This is a genomic window from Amycolatopsis sp. NPDC052450 (genome assembly GCF_044547565.1).
Classification (GTDB): domain Bacteria; phylum Actinomycetota; class Actinomycetes; order Mycobacteriales; family Pseudonocardiaceae; genus Amycolatopsis.
On the sequence record NZ_JBIUAQ010000028.1, the window covers coordinates 100,698 to 115,433 of the forward strand.

14 protein-coding genes are annotated in these 14,736 nt (G+C 68.1%); 4 read left to right on the forward strand and 10 right to left on the reverse strand.

Features of this window, described 5'->3' with window-relative positions:
- Window positions 1-86 precede the first annotated feature (86 nt).
- The 3 genes from ACIHAO_RS33600 to ACIHAO_RS33610 form a co-directional block, all read right to left on the reverse strand.
- Window positions 87-563: a Dps family protein gene (locus ACIHAO_RS33600; RefSeq protein WP_125679743.1), complete on the reverse strand. Its 477-nt coding sequence runs from the start codon at window positions 561-563 to the stop codon at window positions 87-89.
- Window positions 564-620: 57 nt separating this feature from the next.
- Window positions 621-1,043 (reverse strand): organic hydroperoxide resistance protein, encoded by a 423-nt coding sequence (locus ACIHAO_RS33605; RefSeq protein WP_126737210.1) that lies wholly within the window; start codon window positions 1,041-1,043, stop codon window positions 621-623.
- A gap of 139 nt (window positions 1,044-1,182) precedes the next feature.
- Window positions 1,183-1,758 carry an NADPH-dependent FMN reductase gene (locus ACIHAO_RS33610; protein ID WP_396564708.1) on the reverse strand — a complete coding sequence of 192 codons (576 nt, stop codon included), beginning with the start codon at window positions 1,756-1,758 and terminating at the stop codon, window positions 1,183-1,185.
- A 148-nt stretch (window positions 1,759-1,906) separates the two neighbouring features.
- Between ACIHAO_RS33610 and ACIHAO_RS33615 the strand changes: the two genes are divergently transcribed.
- Window positions 1,907-2,953 (forward strand): alpha/beta hydrolase, encoded by a 1,047-nt coding sequence (locus ACIHAO_RS33615; RefSeq protein WP_396564710.1) that lies wholly within the window; start codon window positions 1,907-1,909, stop codon window positions 2,951-2,953.
- 102 nt (window positions 2,954-3,055) lie between these two features.
- On the opposite strand, the gene ACIHAO_RS33620 is transcribed toward ACIHAO_RS33615, so the two are convergent.
- On the reverse strand, window positions 3,056-3,586 hold the full coding sequence (locus tag ACIHAO_RS33620) for a hypothetical protein (protein WP_396564712.1): 531 nt from the start codon (window positions 3,584-3,586) through the stop codon (window positions 3,056-3,058).
- Window positions 3,587-4,020: 434 nt separating this feature from the next.
- Window positions 4,021-5,463 (reverse strand): catalase, encoded by a 1,443-nt coding sequence (locus ACIHAO_RS33625; protein WP_396564714.1) that lies wholly within the window; start codon window positions 5,461-5,463, stop codon window positions 4,021-4,023.
- Between the two features lie 205 nt (window positions 5,464-5,668).
- On the opposite strand from ACIHAO_RS33625, the gene ACIHAO_RS33630 reads away from it, so the two are divergent.
- Window positions 5,669-6,811, forward strand: coding sequence for an MFS transporter (locus ACIHAO_RS33630; protein ID WP_396564736.1), 1,143 nt, complete (start codon window positions 5,669-5,671; stop codon window positions 6,809-6,811).
- Window positions 6,812-6,884: 73 nt separating this feature from the next.
- On the opposite strand, the gene ACIHAO_RS33635 is transcribed toward ACIHAO_RS33630, so the two are convergent.
- From ACIHAO_RS33635 to ACIHAO_RS33650, 4 genes are all read right to left on the reverse strand, one after another.
- Window positions 6,885-7,256, reverse strand: coding sequence for a hypothetical protein (locus ACIHAO_RS33635; protein ID WP_396564716.1), 372 nt, complete (start codon window positions 7,254-7,256; stop codon window positions 6,885-6,887).
- A 61-nt stretch (window positions 7,257-7,317) separates the two neighbouring features.
- The gene (locus tag ACIHAO_RS33640) at window positions 7,318-8,508 is read right to left on the reverse strand and encodes an RtcB family protein (RefSeq protein WP_396564718.1); all 1,191 of its coding nucleotides are present in this window, start codon (window positions 8,506-8,508) and stop codon (window positions 7,318-7,320) included.
- A 126-nt stretch (window positions 8,509-8,634) separates the two neighbouring features.
- The gene (locus tag ACIHAO_RS33645) at window positions 8,635-9,675 is read right to left on the reverse strand and encodes an aspartate-semialdehyde dehydrogenase (protein WP_396564720.1); all 1,041 of its coding nucleotides are present in this window, start codon (window positions 9,673-9,675) and stop codon (window positions 8,635-8,637) included.
- On the reverse strand, window positions 9,675-10,940 hold the full coding sequence (locus tag ACIHAO_RS33650; protein WP_125797620.1) for an aspartate kinase: 1,266 nt from the start codon (window positions 10,938-10,940) through the stop codon (window positions 9,675-9,677). Before ACIHAO_RS33650 ends, ACIHAO_RS33645 begins: the two co-directional genes overlap by 1 nt.
- Window positions 10,941-11,167: 227 nt before the next feature.
- Between ACIHAO_RS33650 and ACIHAO_RS33655 the strand changes: the two genes are divergently transcribed.
- A complete protein-coding gene (locus ACIHAO_RS33655; RefSeq protein ID WP_396564722.1) occupies window positions 11,168-11,764 on the forward strand; it encodes a nitroreductase family protein in 597 nt (198 codons plus the stop codon).
- Here the strand turns inward: ACIHAO_RS33655 and ACIHAO_RS33660 are convergent.
- Entirely contained in the window at window positions 11,725-13,185 is a 1,461-nt protein-coding gene (locus tag ACIHAO_RS33660; RefSeq protein WP_396564724.1) for an MFS transporter, read from the reverse strand. The two genes, ACIHAO_RS33655 and ACIHAO_RS33660, sit on opposite strands and share 40 nt — an antisense overlap.
- Window positions 13,186-13,450: 265 nt before the next feature.
- Here ACIHAO_RS33660 and ACIHAO_RS33665 point away from each other — a divergent pair, with 265 nt between their 5' ends.
- Window positions 13,451-14,296, forward strand: coding sequence for a helix-turn-helix transcriptional regulator (locus ACIHAO_RS33665; RefSeq protein ID WP_396564726.1), 846 nt, complete (start codon window positions 13,451-13,453; stop codon window positions 14,294-14,296).
- Window positions 14,297-14,736: the final 440 nt, after the last annotated feature.

The following is a 14,736-nucleotide window of genomic DNA, read 5'->3' on the forward strand; positions in this document are numbered from 1 at the left end:
GCCAAGTGCAATGAAGGGGCCTTTCATAGCAAATTTTGCTATGAAAGGCCCCTTCATTGCACGCGAGAGCGGTGTGAGAGGGCAGGTCAGGCCTGCTGCGCCTGCCACATCCAGTGCGCCTTCTCAAGCTCCTGGGTGATCTCGATGAGCAGGTCCTGGGTGACCAGGTCGCTCTTGTCGGTCTCGTCGATGCGCTTGCGCAGCCGCTCGATCAGCGCCGCCAGGATGTCGACGATCGCGGCGACCGTGGACTCGACGGACTGCCAGTTGTCGGGGTAGTCCGGCAGGCCGGAGCTCTCCACGACGGCCTTCGCCTGGCCGTTCGGCGAGATGCCGATGGCGTTGGCGCGCTCGGCGACCTCGTCGACGTACTGGCGCGCGGTGGCGACCAGCTCGTCGAGCTGCAGGTGCGCGCTGCGGAAGTTCGCGCCGACGACGTTCCAGTGGGCCTGCTTCGCGATCAGCGACAGGTCCACCAGATCGACCAGCGTGGCCTGCAAGGCGTTACCGGTGATCTCCTTGTCGGCTTCGCTCAGCGGACTCTTGATCGGAGACTTGCCCATATTCGGTCTTCCTTTCAGAAACTAGCCGGTTCGGGAATGGACCTGCCGCGGCCGGGATCAGACCGTCGCGGACAGCGCGACCTCGATGTTGCCGCGGGTCGCGTTCGAGTAGGGGCACACCTGGTGCGCCTGCTCGACGAGCTGATCGGCCTGCGCCTGCTCCAGGCCGGGCAGCGAAACCTTGAGCGCCACACCGAGACCGAAGCCCTCGCCCTGCTTGAGCACGCTGACCTCGGCGGTCACGGTGGAGCCGTCCAGCGTCACCTTCGCCTGGCGCGCGACGAGCTGCAACGCGGAGTGGAAGCAGGCGGAATAGCCGGCGGCGAAGAGCTGCTCGGGGTTCGTCTTGTCCCCGCCCGGCCCGCCCATCTCCTTCGGGATCGCCAACGACTCGTCGATGACGCCGTCAGAGGACGTGACCTCACCGTTGCGGCCGTCGCCGCGAGCGGTGGCCACAGCGGTGTACAAAGCCTCAGCCATTCTTCGCCTACCTCCTGGTCTCAAGACACGCCCCGTTGAGCGTCTCTTCGGTGTCAACGTCCCGCAACCGCGAAACCTTGCCACCCCATGGCAGGCATCACGTCCGGGAACTACCCGGACGACGACGGAGGCAAACCGGCTAGTGACCGGCGCGACTCAGGGCGAACTCGGCGACCTGGGTTCCGATCAGGCGAAGGGTGCGGACGCTCTTCTCGTCCGAGGCGCCGCCCGCTTCGTCGAACTTGGTCTCCGCGGTGTTGATGGAACCACCCAATGGGGTGGCCCAGCCGCGCAGCGCGTGCGTGATCGTGCGCAGCTGCTCCAGTGTGGTGACCGCCGCCTGCCAGCCGAACGCGACGGCGGCGAGACCGACCGCGCGGCCGTCGAGGTACGGCCGGGAGTCGTCGCGGAGGTCTTCGACGTAGTCCAGGGCGTTCTTGACCAGGCCGGACAACGCGCCGTGGTAGCCGGGCGAGACCACGATGATCCCGTCGGCGCGGCGGATCGCCTCGACCAGGCGCACGGCCCGTTCGTGCCGTTCGTCCAACGCGGTGTCGTAGAACGGCAGCACCAGCTCGGGACCGGAGATCAGTTCGGTGGTGACTCCCGCTTCGGCCGCGCTACCCAGCGCGATGCGCAGAGCGCGCTCGGATTGCGAGCCCTCCCGCAGGGAGCCGCCGATACCGAGGACATGCACCGCGTTCGTCGAAGTCACGCTTTCGAGGCTAACCCCTCTACTTAAGTGGAGGACCAGGATCTGGAACGGAGGTCTGCGTCACACCCGTTCGCCGCAACGGCGCCGGTTCCCGCTGGACGGCATACCTACTCGAAAGTAACCTGACCGGAAGCCCTCAGGAGGAAGTATGGCGATACCGCTCCAGATCCGTGCCGAGGCCGCGTTTTCGCAGCTGGCGTTCTGGCTCCCGAAGCCGGTCAGAAGGGCCATCGCCGGGCCGCCGCTCCGCCTCGACGGACAGGAACTCGCGCTGGACGCCCAGCTCCTGCTCCGCCTGCAGAAGCTGGCGAAGGCGTCGCTGGTGCGGGGAAGCGTCGAAGAGTCGCGCAGCATGCTCCTGGCGAGCAGGCATCTGGTCAGCGGGCCGACGATCGAACCGGTCGCCACCCGGGAACTGCTCATCCCGACGGGTGACGGCGACGTGCCGGCCACGCTCTACACGCCGGCCGGACTGCCGGATCCGTCCGGACTGCTGGTGTTCTTCCACGGCGGCGGCTGGGTGGTCGGCAGCCGCGCCTCCCACGACAACACCGTCCGCTACCTGGCGAAACAGGCGGGCGTGCGGGTTCTTTCGGTGGAGTACCGGCTCGCGCCGGAGACGCGGTTCCCCGGCGCCACCGAAGACGCGATCGCGGCGTTCGAGTACGCCTTCGCGAAGGCGCGCGACCTGGGCGCCGACCCGGCGCGCATCGCCGTCGGCGGTGACAGCGCGGGCGGGAACCTGGCGGCGGTCACGGCGCAGCAGGCGGTGAAACGCGGCGCCGGGATCCCGGCGTTCCAGCTGCTGTTCTATCCGGCGACCGATTTCACCGTGCGCCGCCGCTCCCGGGAATTGTTCGCGGAGGACCTGTTCCTCACCGATACGGATATGACCTGGTTCGAAGGACATTACGTGCCGAAAGGCACCGATCTGTACAACCCGAAACTGTCACCGCTGCACGGCGACGTTTCCGGATTGCCGCCCGCATATATCGCGACGGCCGGTTTCGACCCGCTGCGCGACGAGGGCGAGGCTTACGCGGAGAAATTGCGGAAGGCCGGGGTCCCGGTGGCGCTCAGCCGCCAGCCGGACCTGATCCACGGGTACATCAACTTCCTCGGCGTCGGGCGGCGGTTCCGCGAGGCGACGGCCGAAGCGGCGGGCGCCCTGCGGCTGGGCCTCGCCCCGAAGTGAAAGCCAGAGCCCGAGTGAGGAGAAATGTCCCCACTCGGGCTCCGGCCCCCATATCGTGGCCCGCCGCCCTGCACGGCGAACCCTGACGATTTTCGGTCTCCTCTACGGCGTGGGAAGCGGGACGGGCGGGACCGGCAGCGGCGGGACAGGGAGTCCGCCGAGCAGCCCGGCGAGGATGCCGGTCACGGCCGCGAGCAGGGCTTTCACCAGGTCACTGACGATCTTCAGCGGTCCGGGCAGGTCCGGAAGCGACGGGATCGGCACCGGCAACGGCGGCAGCTGCCGGGCCTTGGCCGTCGGGTCGGCCAGCAGCCTGCCGGCCTCGACGGAACGGCCTTGTGCCAGGTCGCCGAGCTTCTGGGTCTCGGTCTGGATCTGGTAGCGCTTGCCCGCGGCGATGTCGCCGAGGACGGGACTGAGCTTGTCCAAGTCCGCCCGCGTCTTGGCGACGTCTCCGGCGTAGGCCACCTTGGTGAGGCCGTCTCGCATCTGCAGCACCTGCGCGGCGAGTGCCTGTGTGTTCGACGAACCCTTTCCACCATCGGTGCCAGCCGTCGCGGCGCCGGCTGAGGCCACCGCCAACAGACTGCCTGCGGCGACCGCGGCAATCGTCCGGGCAATGTTGCCTTTCATTCCCTTACCTCCTGGCCTCTGGGACCTGACGAGGTAAATCGATACCCGCCGTATCGGCCGAACACCACCCGATCACCGGTTAGGACAGTTTTCTAACCCTTACGTGCCGGATTCATTCCCGGCGAAGACCCCCGCAATTGATTAACGTCGAAATCTTGTGCTTCCCCCTGAAGATCATCATTTTCCGGCCGTTTTATGACCACCCGTGACCGATCGACACGGTAGTACGGTTCGTTCACCCACAACGGTGTAAACGGTGATCGTTTCGCTTCATCACTCCGTCGGACAGGCGTGTCGCACTGCTCCACTCGGGTTGTCCCCCACGCACGCCACGCCACCTTCTGGTTTCACATGCGAGTGGGGACATGGGAACGCCCCCGGTGCGGGCACCGGGGGCGTTCAGTGGTGGGAGCAGCCTCTCCAAGAGAGGTTCTTTACTCGCGGAACGCGTCCGCGACCTTGTCGCCGAGGTCCTTGTCGACGTTCCGCCAGTACTCGAAGACGCGCTCGAGCACCGGACGCGAAACGTCGTTCGAGGCGTGGCCGATGATGTTGTTCGCGAGCCGCTCACGCTGCTCGTCGTCCATCACCTCACGGACGAGCGTGCCCGGCTGGCCGAAGTCGTCGTCCTCGGCGTGGAGCTTGTACGCCGACCGGATGACCTCGTCCTCGACGCCGTAGCCCGACGCGGTCTCGGAAGCGATCTCCGCGTTGGCGTGCGGGCCGCCGTAGGAGTTCGGCGCGTACACCGGGTCGCCCGGGTTGTTGTAGCGCATCGCGCCGTCGCGCGAGTAGCTGTTGACCGGCGACTTCGGCGCGTTGACCGGCAGCTGCGTGTAGTTCGCGCCGATCCGGTAACGGTGGGCGTCCGGGTACGCGAACAGGCGGCCCTGCAGCATCTTGTCCGGCGACGGGCCGATGCCCGGCACCAGGTTGGACGGCTCGAACGCGGCCTGCTCGATCTCCGCGAAGTAGTTCGCCGGATTGCGGTCGAGCACCCAGCGGCCGACCTTGATCAGCGGGTAGTCGCCCTTCGGCCACACCTTGGTCAGGTCGAACGGGTTGAAGCGGTAGTCCGCGGCTTCGGCGTACGGCATCACCTGGACGTACAGCGTCCAGCTGGGGTGGTTGCCCTGCTTGATGTTCTTGAACAGGTCGCGGATGTAGTAGTCCGAGTCCTCGCCCGCGATGCGGTCGGCGTCGGCCTGCGGCAGGTAGCCGATGCCCTGGTCGGTCTTGAAGTGGTACTTGACCCAGAACTTCTCGCCGCCGGCGTTCTCCCACAGATAGGTGTGCGAGCCGAAGCCGTCCATCTCGCGCCAGTTCGACGGGATGCCGCGGTCGCCCATCAGCCAGGTGACCTGGTGCGCGGACTCGGGCCGCAGCGTCCAGAAGTCCCACTGGATGTCGTGGTCGCGCAGGTGGTTGTCGGCGCGGCGCTTCTGCGAGTGGATGAAGTCGGGGAACTTGATCGGGTCGCGGATGAAGAACACCGGGGTGTTGTTGCCGACGAGGTCGTAGTTGCCCTCGGAGGTGTAGAACTTCACCGCGAAGCCGCGCGGGTCGCGCCACGTGTCGGGCGAGCCGTTCTCACCGGCGACCGACGAGAAGCGGGCCAGGCTCTCGGTGCGCACGCCCGGCTGGAACAGCGCGGCCTTCGTGAACTGGCTGACGTCTTCGGTGACCTCGAGGAACCCGTGCGCGCCGCCGCCCTTGGCGTGCACGACACGTTCCGGCACGCGTTCCCGGTTGAACTGGGCGTTCTTCTCGATCAGGTAGTGGTCCTGGAGCAGGATCGGGCCGTTGGCGCCCACCGTCAGCGAGTCGTTGTCGCTCGCGACGGGGATGCCCACGTTGTTCGTGGTCGGCAAGCTCACGCAGTGCCTCCTGGTTCGTGGTGGTGGAGCGGTCAGCTGCCTCCACCCTCTCGCGCAATCTGGAATCAGTCAAGAAAACACGCCGGGTCGGGTGACGGACACCGCGAAATAAAGTTGCACGCGCGTACCAAGTTACGTTCTCATCGGACCTATGGCCCTCGCTCCGTATCGTCGTGTGTTAGCCGTGCCCGGAGTTCCCAGCTCGATGCTGCTGATGTTCCTGGCCCGGCTCCCGATGACGGCCATGGGCGTGACGATGACGCTGTACGTGGTCAACGACCTCGGCCGCGGCTACGGCGCGGCCGGGCTGGTCGGCGCCGCCACCACGCTCGGCAGCGCGATCGGGGCACCGCTCGTCGGCCGGTACGTCGACCGCTACGGGCTGCGGCCGGTGGTCGCGATCTGCGGACTGGCCTCGTCGACGTTCTGGATCAGCGCGCCGCATCTGCCGTACCAGGTGCTGCTGGTGGTCGCGCTCCCCGCGGGTGTGCTGTCGGTGCCCGCCGGAACACTGGCGCGGCTGGTGCTCACCGCGCTCGTGCCGCTGGAGCAGCGCCGGGCGGCCTACTCGCTGGACACGATCCTGGTGGAGGCGTCGTTCATGATCGGGCCGTCGGCCGGGATCATGGCGATCACGCAACTGCCCGCGGTCTACGCGCTCACCGGTATCGGAGTCTGCTTCGCGCTTTCGGCGACGCTGATCTACCGGCAGAACCCGCCGATCCGCGCCGAAGCCGACGCCGGCGTGTTCACCGGGGAACGGCCGACGGTGCGAAGCTGGCTCACCGGACGGCTCGTGATGGCGATGTTCATCGCCGCCGGCGCGCTGTTCTGCCTGGTCGGCATGGAACTCGCCGCCTTGGCGACGCTGCGCGCGAGCGGCGACATCGCCTGGTCCGGGTTGCTGATCACGGTGATGTGCGTCGCGTCCGTCCTGGGCGGGGCGATCCACGGCGCGGTCCGGCGGTCGCTCTCACAAGGCACGCTGATGGTGCTGCTCGCCGTGCTGACGCTGCCGGTCGGGCTGATCGCCGGGCCGTGGTGGCTGCTGGCGATCGTGCTGTTCCCGAGCAACGTGCTGTGCGCGCCGACGCTCGCGGCGAGCACGGAGACGGTCAGCGCGGCGGCGCCGCCGCGGGTGCGCGGCGAGGCGATGGGCCTGCTGGACGCGGCCAGCCGGATCGGGCTGGCGATCGGGAGCCCGATCATCGGATTCGTGATCGACCATTCCAGCCCCGGCTGGGGATTCGCGGCCTCGGCGCTGGGCGCGCTGATGATCGCCGCGGTCGGCCTGTTCTGGCGTCGCTCCCGCACCCCCGCCCGGGTGCCCGCGCTCACTTCCTCCTGACGCGATTCGGCACCTGGTTGCGATGGTTGCGCACGCATCCAGCGCAAGCAGGTGCCGAATTGCGGGAGACGGGCTAGGCGCAGACCTTGCGGAGGGTGTCGACCCGCTCGAGGTTGCGCTTGGTCCAGTCCGCGACCTTGCCCGCGTCCTGGATGTTCTCCTTCTGGACCTGCAGGTACGAGTCGGCCATGCCGGTGAGCGCGCCGGCCACATTCTGCTCGCCGACGCTGTTCGCCAGCTCACGCAGGCGCTTTTCCTTGTCCGCGGCCCGCTCCTTGATGGTCGCCGGGTCCGGGTTGAGGTCGATGAGGCTGAGTGCCTCGGCGCACGCGCCGACCTTCGTCGCGGCCTTGTTCGTCTGATCGACGGCGTTCGTGACCTCGCTGCAGCCCGCCAGCGCGAGTCCGGCGGCCGCCAGGAGCGCCGCGATTCCCAACCTCTTCATGACGACCACAGTAGCGAGAAACGTGGGTGGTATGTCGGGTTCCCCGGCACACCACCCCGCTTCACCCCTTGACGCAGACGACCTGCTTCAGATGCGCGACCACCTCGACGAGGTCGGTCTGCGCCTTGATCACCGTTTCGATGTCCTTGTACGCGGCCGGGATCTCGTCCACCACGCCGGAGTCCTTGCGGCATTCGACGCCGGCGGTCTGCGCGGCGAGGTCTTCGGCGGTGTACAGCTTCTTGGCCTTGTTCCGCGACATCCGGCGGCCCGCGCCGTGCGACGCGGACTGGAAGGACGACGCGTTCCCGAGGCCGCGCACGATGTACGAACCGGTGCCCATGCTGCCCGGGATGATCCCGAGGTCACCCGAACCCGCGCGGATCGCGCCCTTGCGGGTCACCAGCAGATCGACGCCGTCGTAGGTCTCTTCGGCGACGTAATTATGGTGACAGCTGATCGCGTCGTCGAAGGTCGTCTGCGGGACGACGTCCTTCAGCGCCTGCTTGACGAGCGCGACCATGGTGGCGCGGTTGCGCGCCGCGTAGTCCTGCGCCCAGAACAAGTCGCGCCGGTACGCCTGCATCTCCGGCGTGCCCGCGACGAACACGGCGAGATCCGGATCCGGCAGGTCCGCGTTGTGCGGCAGCTTCCGCGCGACGGCCATATGCCGTTCCGCGAGTTCCTTGCCGATGTTGCGCGAACCCGAGTGCAGCATCAGCCACACGCGGCCTTCGTCTTCGCCGCCCTGTTCGAGGCAGACCTCGATGAAGTGGTTGCCGCCGCCGAGGCTCCCGATCTGGCGCGCTGCGCGGTCGTGCAGGTCCTGGACGCCGGGATGCAGGTGGCCGAAGGACTTCCAGAACGCGTCCCAGCCACCGACACCGTGCACCTTCGCCGGGTTCACCGGGGTCTTGTGCAGGCCGAACCCGACCGGGACGGCCGATTCGATCCGGCGGCGGAGCTTCAGCAGGTCGTCGGGCAGGTCGGCGGCGGTGAGCGAGGTCCGTACCGCGCTCATCCCGCAGCCGATGTCCACGCCGACGGCGGCCGGGGACACCGCGTCGCGCATCGCGATCACGCTGCCGACGGTCGCGCCCTTGCCGTAGTGGACGTCGGGCATGACCGCGACGCCGTGCACCCACGGCAGGTTGGCGACGTTGTGCAGCTGTCGCATGGCTTGGTCCTCGACCGATGTGGGGTCCGCCCACATCCGGATCGGAACCCGCGAGCCTTCGACCGCCGTGTACATGATTTTCCCTTCGTGGAAACGTTTGCCTCCACAGAGCATGCACCGACCGAAGGCCCCCGACAACGCAATTAGTCACCTACTTGCCTGGCGTCCTCCGGCAAGTAGGTGACTGATTGCGTTGTGGCGTCAGGAGTTCGCGGCGACCAGTTCCGCGATCTGGACGGCGTTGAGCGCCGCGCCCTTTCGCAGGTTGTCGTTCGACAGGAACAGCACCAGACCGCGGCCGCCGTCGACACCCGGGTCCGTCCGCAGGCGTCCGACGTACGACGGGTCCTGGCCGGCGGCCTGCAGCGGCGTCGGGATGTCCGACAGCTCCACGCCGGGAGCGCCGGTGAGCAGCTCGGTCGCGCGGGCGACCGAGAGCGGCTGCGAGAACTCCGCGTTGATCGAGATCGAGTGCCCCGAGAACACCGGCACCCGCACGCAGGTGCAGGACACCAGCAGCTCCGGGATGCTCAGGATCTTGCGGCTCTCGTTGCGGAACTTCTTCTCCTCGTCCGTCTCGAACTCACCGTCGTCCACAATGGACCCGGCCAGCGGGAGGACGTTGTGCGCGATGGGCCGCGCGTACTTCTTCGGCTCGGGGAAGGTCACCGCCGCGCCGTCGTGGGTCAGCGCGCCCGCGTTCGACGCCGCCGCGGCGAGCTGGCCTTCGAGCTCCTCGACACCGGCGAGCCCGCTGCCGGACACCGCCTGGTAGGTGCTCGCGACCAGCCGCACGAGGCCCGCTTCGGCGTGCAGCGGCTTGAGCACCGGCATCGCGGCCATCGTGGTGCAGTTGGGGTTCGCGATGATCCCCTTGCGCGCTTCCTTGATCGCCTCCGGGTTGACCTCGCTGACGATCAGCGGGACGTCCGGGTCCATCCGCCACGCCGACGAGTTGTCGATCACCGTGGCGCCGGCCGCGGCGAACCGCTCCGCCTGCGCCTTGGAGGTCGAGCCACCGGCGGAGAACAGCGCGATGTCCAAACCGGACGGATCCGCGGTCGTCGCGTCCTCGATGACGATTTCCTCGTCCCGCCAAGGAAGCTTCGAACCGGCGGACCGCGCCGAAGCGAAGTACCGCATTTCGGCGACCGGGAAACCCCGTTCGGCCAGCAGACGGCGCATGACACCGCCGACCTGACCGGTCGCCCCGACGACCCCTACCCGCAGACCTTCCGGCATCAGCGACCACTCCCCGCGTAGACGACGGCTTCTTCGTCGCCGCCGAGTTCGAATGCCTCGTGGATCGCGCGCACCGCGTCGTCGAGCTGCGCGTCCCGGATCAGCACCGAGATCCGGATCTCCGAGGTGTTGATGATTTCGATGTTGACGCCCGACTGCGCGAGCGCCTCGCAGAACGTCGCCGTGACACCGGGGTGCGAACGCATCCCCGCGCCGACGAGCGAGACCTTGCCGACGTGGTCGTCGTAGAGGACCGACTCGAAGCCGATCTCCTCCTTGATCTTCTCCAGCGACCGCACGGCCTTGGCGCCGTTGGCCTTCGACAGCGTGAAGGTGATGTCGGTGCGGCCCGAGACGGTGCTGGACACGTTCTGCAGCACCATGTCGATGTCGATCTCGTCGTCGGCGATCACCCGGAAGATCCTGGCGGCGGCACCGGCGTGGTCCGGCACTCCGGTCACCGTGATCTTGGCTTCGGAGCGGTCGTGCGCCACACCGGTGATCAACGCTTGTTCCACGGGGATCTCCTCGATAGAACCGGTCACCGTGGTGCCCGGCTTGTCACTGTAGGAAGAACGGACTCGGATCGGGACGCCGTAGCGGCGCGCGTACTCCACCGAGCGCAGGTGCAGGATCTTCGACCCGCTCGCGGCCAGCTCCAGCATCTCCTCGTAGGCGATGGTGTCCAGCTTGCGGGCGTCGGGCACGACCCGCGGATCGGCGGTGTACACACCGTCCACATCGGAATAGATCTCGCAGACGTCGGCGTTCAGCGCCGCGGCCAGCGCGACGGCGGTGGTGTCCGAACCGCCGCGGCCGAGGGTGGTGATGTCCTTGGTGTCCTGCGACACGCCCTGGAAACCCGCCACCAGCGCGATGTAGCCCTGGTCGAGGGCTTCCGTCACGCGGCTGGGGCTGACGTCGATGATCCGCGCGTTGCCGTGCACGGACGTCGTCACCACGCCTGCCTGCGAACCGGTGAACGACCACGCCTCCGCGCCCTGCGCCGAAATCGCCATCGCCACCAGCGAGTTGGAGATGCGCTCACCCGCTGTGAGCAGCATGTCCATCTCGCGTTCCGGCGGCGCCGGGTTGACCTGCTGAGCCAGGTCGAGCAGCTCGTCCGTCGTGTCACCCATGGCGGAGCAGACGACGACCACGTCGTTGCCCGCCTTCTTGGTGGCGACGATGCGTTCCGCGACGCGTTTGATCCGGTCGGCACTTTCCAGCGACGAACCGCCGTACTTCTGGACCACGAGGGCCACGCCCGAACCTCCTCGACGGGCCGGGCGTGCTCCTGGTGGGCACCGAGGAGCCCCCGCGTCCCTTATTTGGGCGAAAGCCTACCGGGGTCACGCACGCTCGCCACCCTCGTAAGTGGTCCTGACCACCACTTCGAGGACTCCAGGAAGTAAATCTTCCTTAACACCAACGAAATAGTCGGAGGGCTTTCACTTTAGTGACGGAGAGCACCCCTTGTTAAGGTCCGCGAATGCACAAACCCGCCGACACGAGTACCCCGATCGCGTCGATCCTGGCCCACCGTTGGAGCCCTCGCGCCTACGACGAGTCAGCGATCGTCACCGAAGATCAGCTCCGCGCGCTGCTCGAAGCGGCCCGATGGGCGCCGTCGTTCGGCAACACCCAGCCCGCCCGTTACCTGGTCGGGCTACGCGGCACGCCGTCGTTCGACCGCATCCTCTCGACGCTCAACTCGGGCAACCGCGCGTGGGCCCATCGCGCCGGGCTGCTGCTGATCGGCGTGATGGTGACCACGAACGAGAAGGGTGACGTCCCGTACGCCGAGTACGGGCTGGGGCTGGCGAGCGAGAACCTCGTGCTCCAGGCCGTCGACCTCGGCCTGATCGCGCATCAGATGGCGGGCTTCTCCGCCGAAGCCGCGAAGGACTTCTTCGGGCTCCCCGACGACGTCGTCCCGAAGGTCGCCATCGCCGTCGGCTCGCCCGCGGACCCCTCGGTGCTCGAAGAGGACTGGCGGATCGAGCGCGAGAAGGCGCCGCGTGAGCGAGTCCCGCTGGCCGAATTCGCCTACGCCGACGCCTGGGGCACAAGCGCCTTCGCCGACTGAGGGAGCCAGCGCAGGGCGAGTATCCCGAGCCCGGCGTGCAGCAGGCTGAGCACCGCGACGGCGGTGTGCAGGCCCGCGACGAACGCCTCCTTCGCGTCAAGAGCGGCCGTGGGCGCGATCTCGAGGGTTTCGCCGAGTGTCGGCGCGACGTCCGGGCCCGCCAGGCGGAACACCAGCGCGGCGAGCGAACCCATGAGCGCGATGCCCAGCGCGTTGCCGATCTCGTTGCTCGTTTCGGCGATCGCGCCCGCCGCTCCCGCCCGCTCGGCGGGCACCGCGGCGACGGCCGTGTCGGCCACCACGCTGAACGAGATGCCGTAGCCGACACCGGCGACCACCGTCGAGGCGACGTACCAGCCCGCTCCGCCCGTGACACCGGTCATGAGCAGCAGGGCGAGTCCGGCGGCGATGGAGAAGTGGCAGACGGCCAGCGCCGCGCGTTTGCCGACGCGGTCGACCAGCGCGGGTGTGGCGACGCACATGATCGTGAGCACGGCCGCCCCTGGAAGCGCGAGCAGTGCCGCGTGCAGGACCGGTAGCCCGAGCACGGACTGAAGATGGATCCCCGACAGGTACGCGGCCGCCGACCACGCCGCCAGCGGCAGCAGCCCGGTGACGATCGCGATGGTGAAGACGCGGTCGCGGAACAGGGAGAAGTCGACCAGCGGGTGATCGAGACCCCGCTGGCGCCGGGCGAACCACACCAGCAGCACCGATCCGGTGATCCCGGCGGAGACCGCGACCACGGACAGGCCGTCGGCGGCCGCGTGCTTGATCCCGTAGATCGCGAGCAGGAGGCCGGCGGCGGAGAGCGCCACGCTGAGCACGTCGACGCGTCCCCGTCCCGTGGCCCGCACCTCCCGCAGCAGCACCGGCGCGAGCGCCAGGAACACCGCGATCACCGGCAGGTTGACCAGGAAGACCGAACCCCACGGGAACCGCTCCAGCAGGATCCCGCCGACGACCGGGCCGATCGCGAAACCGGCGGCGAACGCGGCCGCGAAGACGCCGATGGCCTGCGCCCGTCGGCGAGGGTCGGTGAAGAGTTCGCTCAGCACCGCCAGCGCGGACGGCAGCAACGTCGCGCCCGCCAGCCCCATCAGGGCCCGGAACGCGATCAGCAGCTCCGGGCTCGGGGCGAACGCCGCGCCCGCCGAACCGACGCCGAACACGGTCGCGCCGATCATCAGCAGCTTCAGGCGGCCGTACCGGTCGCCGATGGTCCCGAAGGCGACCAGCAGCGAGCCGACCGCGAACCCGTAGACGTCCAGGATCCACAACGCCTGATCGGCCGTCGGGGTGAGCGCCTGGCTGATCCTGGGCATCGCGAGGAACAGGATCGAGCCGTCCATGGAGACCAGGAAGACCGGGCAGAGGATCACCAGCAGGCCGAACCAGGCCCGGGAATGCTGTCGTGTCATGCCGTCGACAGTGCGCGGGCGGCGCCGCGGCAACCATCCCCGTGGCGTGGGTACACCCAGCAGGTACACCCACGGCGCCGCGCGGAAATCCAGGCGCTGTCCTGTGAGTCTGTTCGATGGGCTTCGTGATCCAGGTGGTTCCTGACGGTGCGGGCGGATCGGCCTCGTACCGGGTCGTACTCGGCCGCGTCCGCCCGTGCCGTCAGGGACCGCCTGGGCGCGAAGACCGCGAACAGACTCACAGGACAGCGCCTAGGCTGGAGTCATGGAAAGCCTCGGTGGGTACCTCAAGAGCCGTCGTGACCGGGTGACTCCCACCGAACTCGGCCTGCGCACCTACGGCACCTCACGACGCGTGCCCGGCCTGCGCCGCGAGGAGCTCGCCCAGCTCGCCGGGGTGAGCGCCGGGTACTACACGCGACTGGAACAGGGCCTGGCCGAAACCGCTTCACGGCAGGTGCTCGACGCGCTCGCCCGCGCGCTCCGGCTCGACGACGTCGAGACCGTCCACCTGCACAACCTCGCCCGGCAGTCCCCGCTCCCGAAGCTGTCCGACCCCGGCCAGGAGGATCCGCATCCCCGCGTCCTCGCGCTGCTGGAGAACCTCGGCGAGGCCGTACCCGCGCTCGTCTTCGGCCGTCGCGGCGACGTGCTCGCGTGGAACCACGCCGGGCACGCGCTCATGGCCGGACACCTCGATTTCGACGCGCCGCCGGATCCGGAACGGCGGCCGTCGCTGCCGCGCATGTTCTTCCTCGACCCGCTCACCCGCGACCTGCACCGGAACCGGGCCGAACTCGCCCGCGTCCACGTCGCCTATCTGCGGTTGACCGCGGGCCGCCACCCCACCGACGCCCGGCTGGCCGCGCTCATCGGCGAACTGTCGATGCGCAGCGACGAATTCGCGACCCTCTGGGCGACCGGCGACGTCGCCGACTGCACCGTCGGCGCCATGCATCTCCAGCATCCGACGGTCGGCACGGTGAGCGTCGACTACCAGGTGTGGCTCCAGCCGGACAGTCCCGACCACCGGCTGGAGATCTACACACCGAAGGACCCGGGTTCCGCCGACGCGCTGAAGATCTTGACACACTTCGATCGGGAGTCGTGAGTGGCGTGCCGCGAAAGCGGGGCGTCGAACTCCTATGTCGTGAAGGGGCCCTTTGAGACCTTCATCGTCTCAAAGGGCCCCTTCACGACATCCTCACGACCGCGAAACTCTCGTTAGCGCCATGGGTACCTAAGCCACCCTTGGCTCTGATCCCATGCCACGTAGCTCAAGTTGATCTTGAGCGACTGCCGGTCTGCTCGATCAAGCCGGTCAAGTCACCGGCAGCGGACCCGAGGCGCGACTGTCCACTCGGGACGCCAGCCTCGATCAGGGTGCCCGATTTGAGTGCTTTGCGCAGCTGTAAGAGGGGGTCGTGAGTGGCAATGAGCGCTAGAACGACCTTTGCCACTCACGACAGTGATGATGGTCGTGGTGGTGTTGCTGGTGGGTCTGACTCGACTCACGACTGACGCTTTGGCTGTCCTTTTAAGGGATTTGTC

Excerpts from the sequence above, each read along its gene's own strand:
- ACIHAO_RS33600 (WP_125679743.1), bottom strand. The coding sequence starts at position 563 with ATGGGCAAGTCTCCGATCAAGAGTCCGCTGAGCGAAGCCGACAAGGAG.
- ACIHAO_RS33605 (WP_126737210.1), bottom strand. The coding sequence starts at position 1,043 with ATGGCTGAGGCTTTGTACACCGCTGTGGCCACCGCTCGCGGCGACGGC.
- ACIHAO_RS33615 (WP_396564710.1), top strand. The coding sequence starts at position 1,907 with ATGGCGATACCGCTCCAGATCCGTGCCGAGGCCGCGTTTTCGCAGCTG.
- ACIHAO_RS33620 (WP_396564712.1), bottom strand. The coding sequence starts at position 3,586 with ATGAAAGGCAACATTGCCCGGACGATTGCCGCGGTCGCCGCAGGCAGT.
- ACIHAO_RS33630 (WP_396564736.1), top strand. The coding sequence starts at position 5,669 with ATGCTGCTGATGTTCCTGGCCCGGCTCCCGATGACGGCCATGGGCGTG.
- ACIHAO_RS33635 (WP_396564716.1), bottom strand. The coding sequence starts at position 7,256 with ATGAAGAGGTTGGGAATCGCGGCGCTCCTGGCGGCCGCCGGACTCGCG.
- ACIHAO_RS33640 (WP_396564718.1), bottom strand. The coding sequence starts at position 8,508 with ATGTACACGGCGGTCGAAGGCTCGCGGGTTCCGATCCGGATGTGGGCG.
- ACIHAO_RS33645 (WP_396564720.1), bottom strand. The coding sequence starts at position 9,675 with ATGCCGGAAGGTCTGCGGGTAGGGGTCGTCGGGGCGACCGGTCAGGTC.
- ACIHAO_RS33655 (WP_396564722.1), top strand. The coding sequence starts at position 11,168 with ATGCACAAACCCGCCGACACGAGTACCCCGATCGCGTCGATCCTGGCC.
- ACIHAO_RS33660 (WP_396564724.1), bottom strand. The coding sequence starts at position 13,185 with ATGACACGACAGCATTCCCGGGCCTGGTTCGGCCTGCTGGTGATCCTC.
- ACIHAO_RS33665 (WP_396564726.1), top strand. The coding sequence starts at position 13,451 with ATGGAAAGCCTCGGTGGGTACCTCAAGAGCCGTCGTGACCGGGTGACT.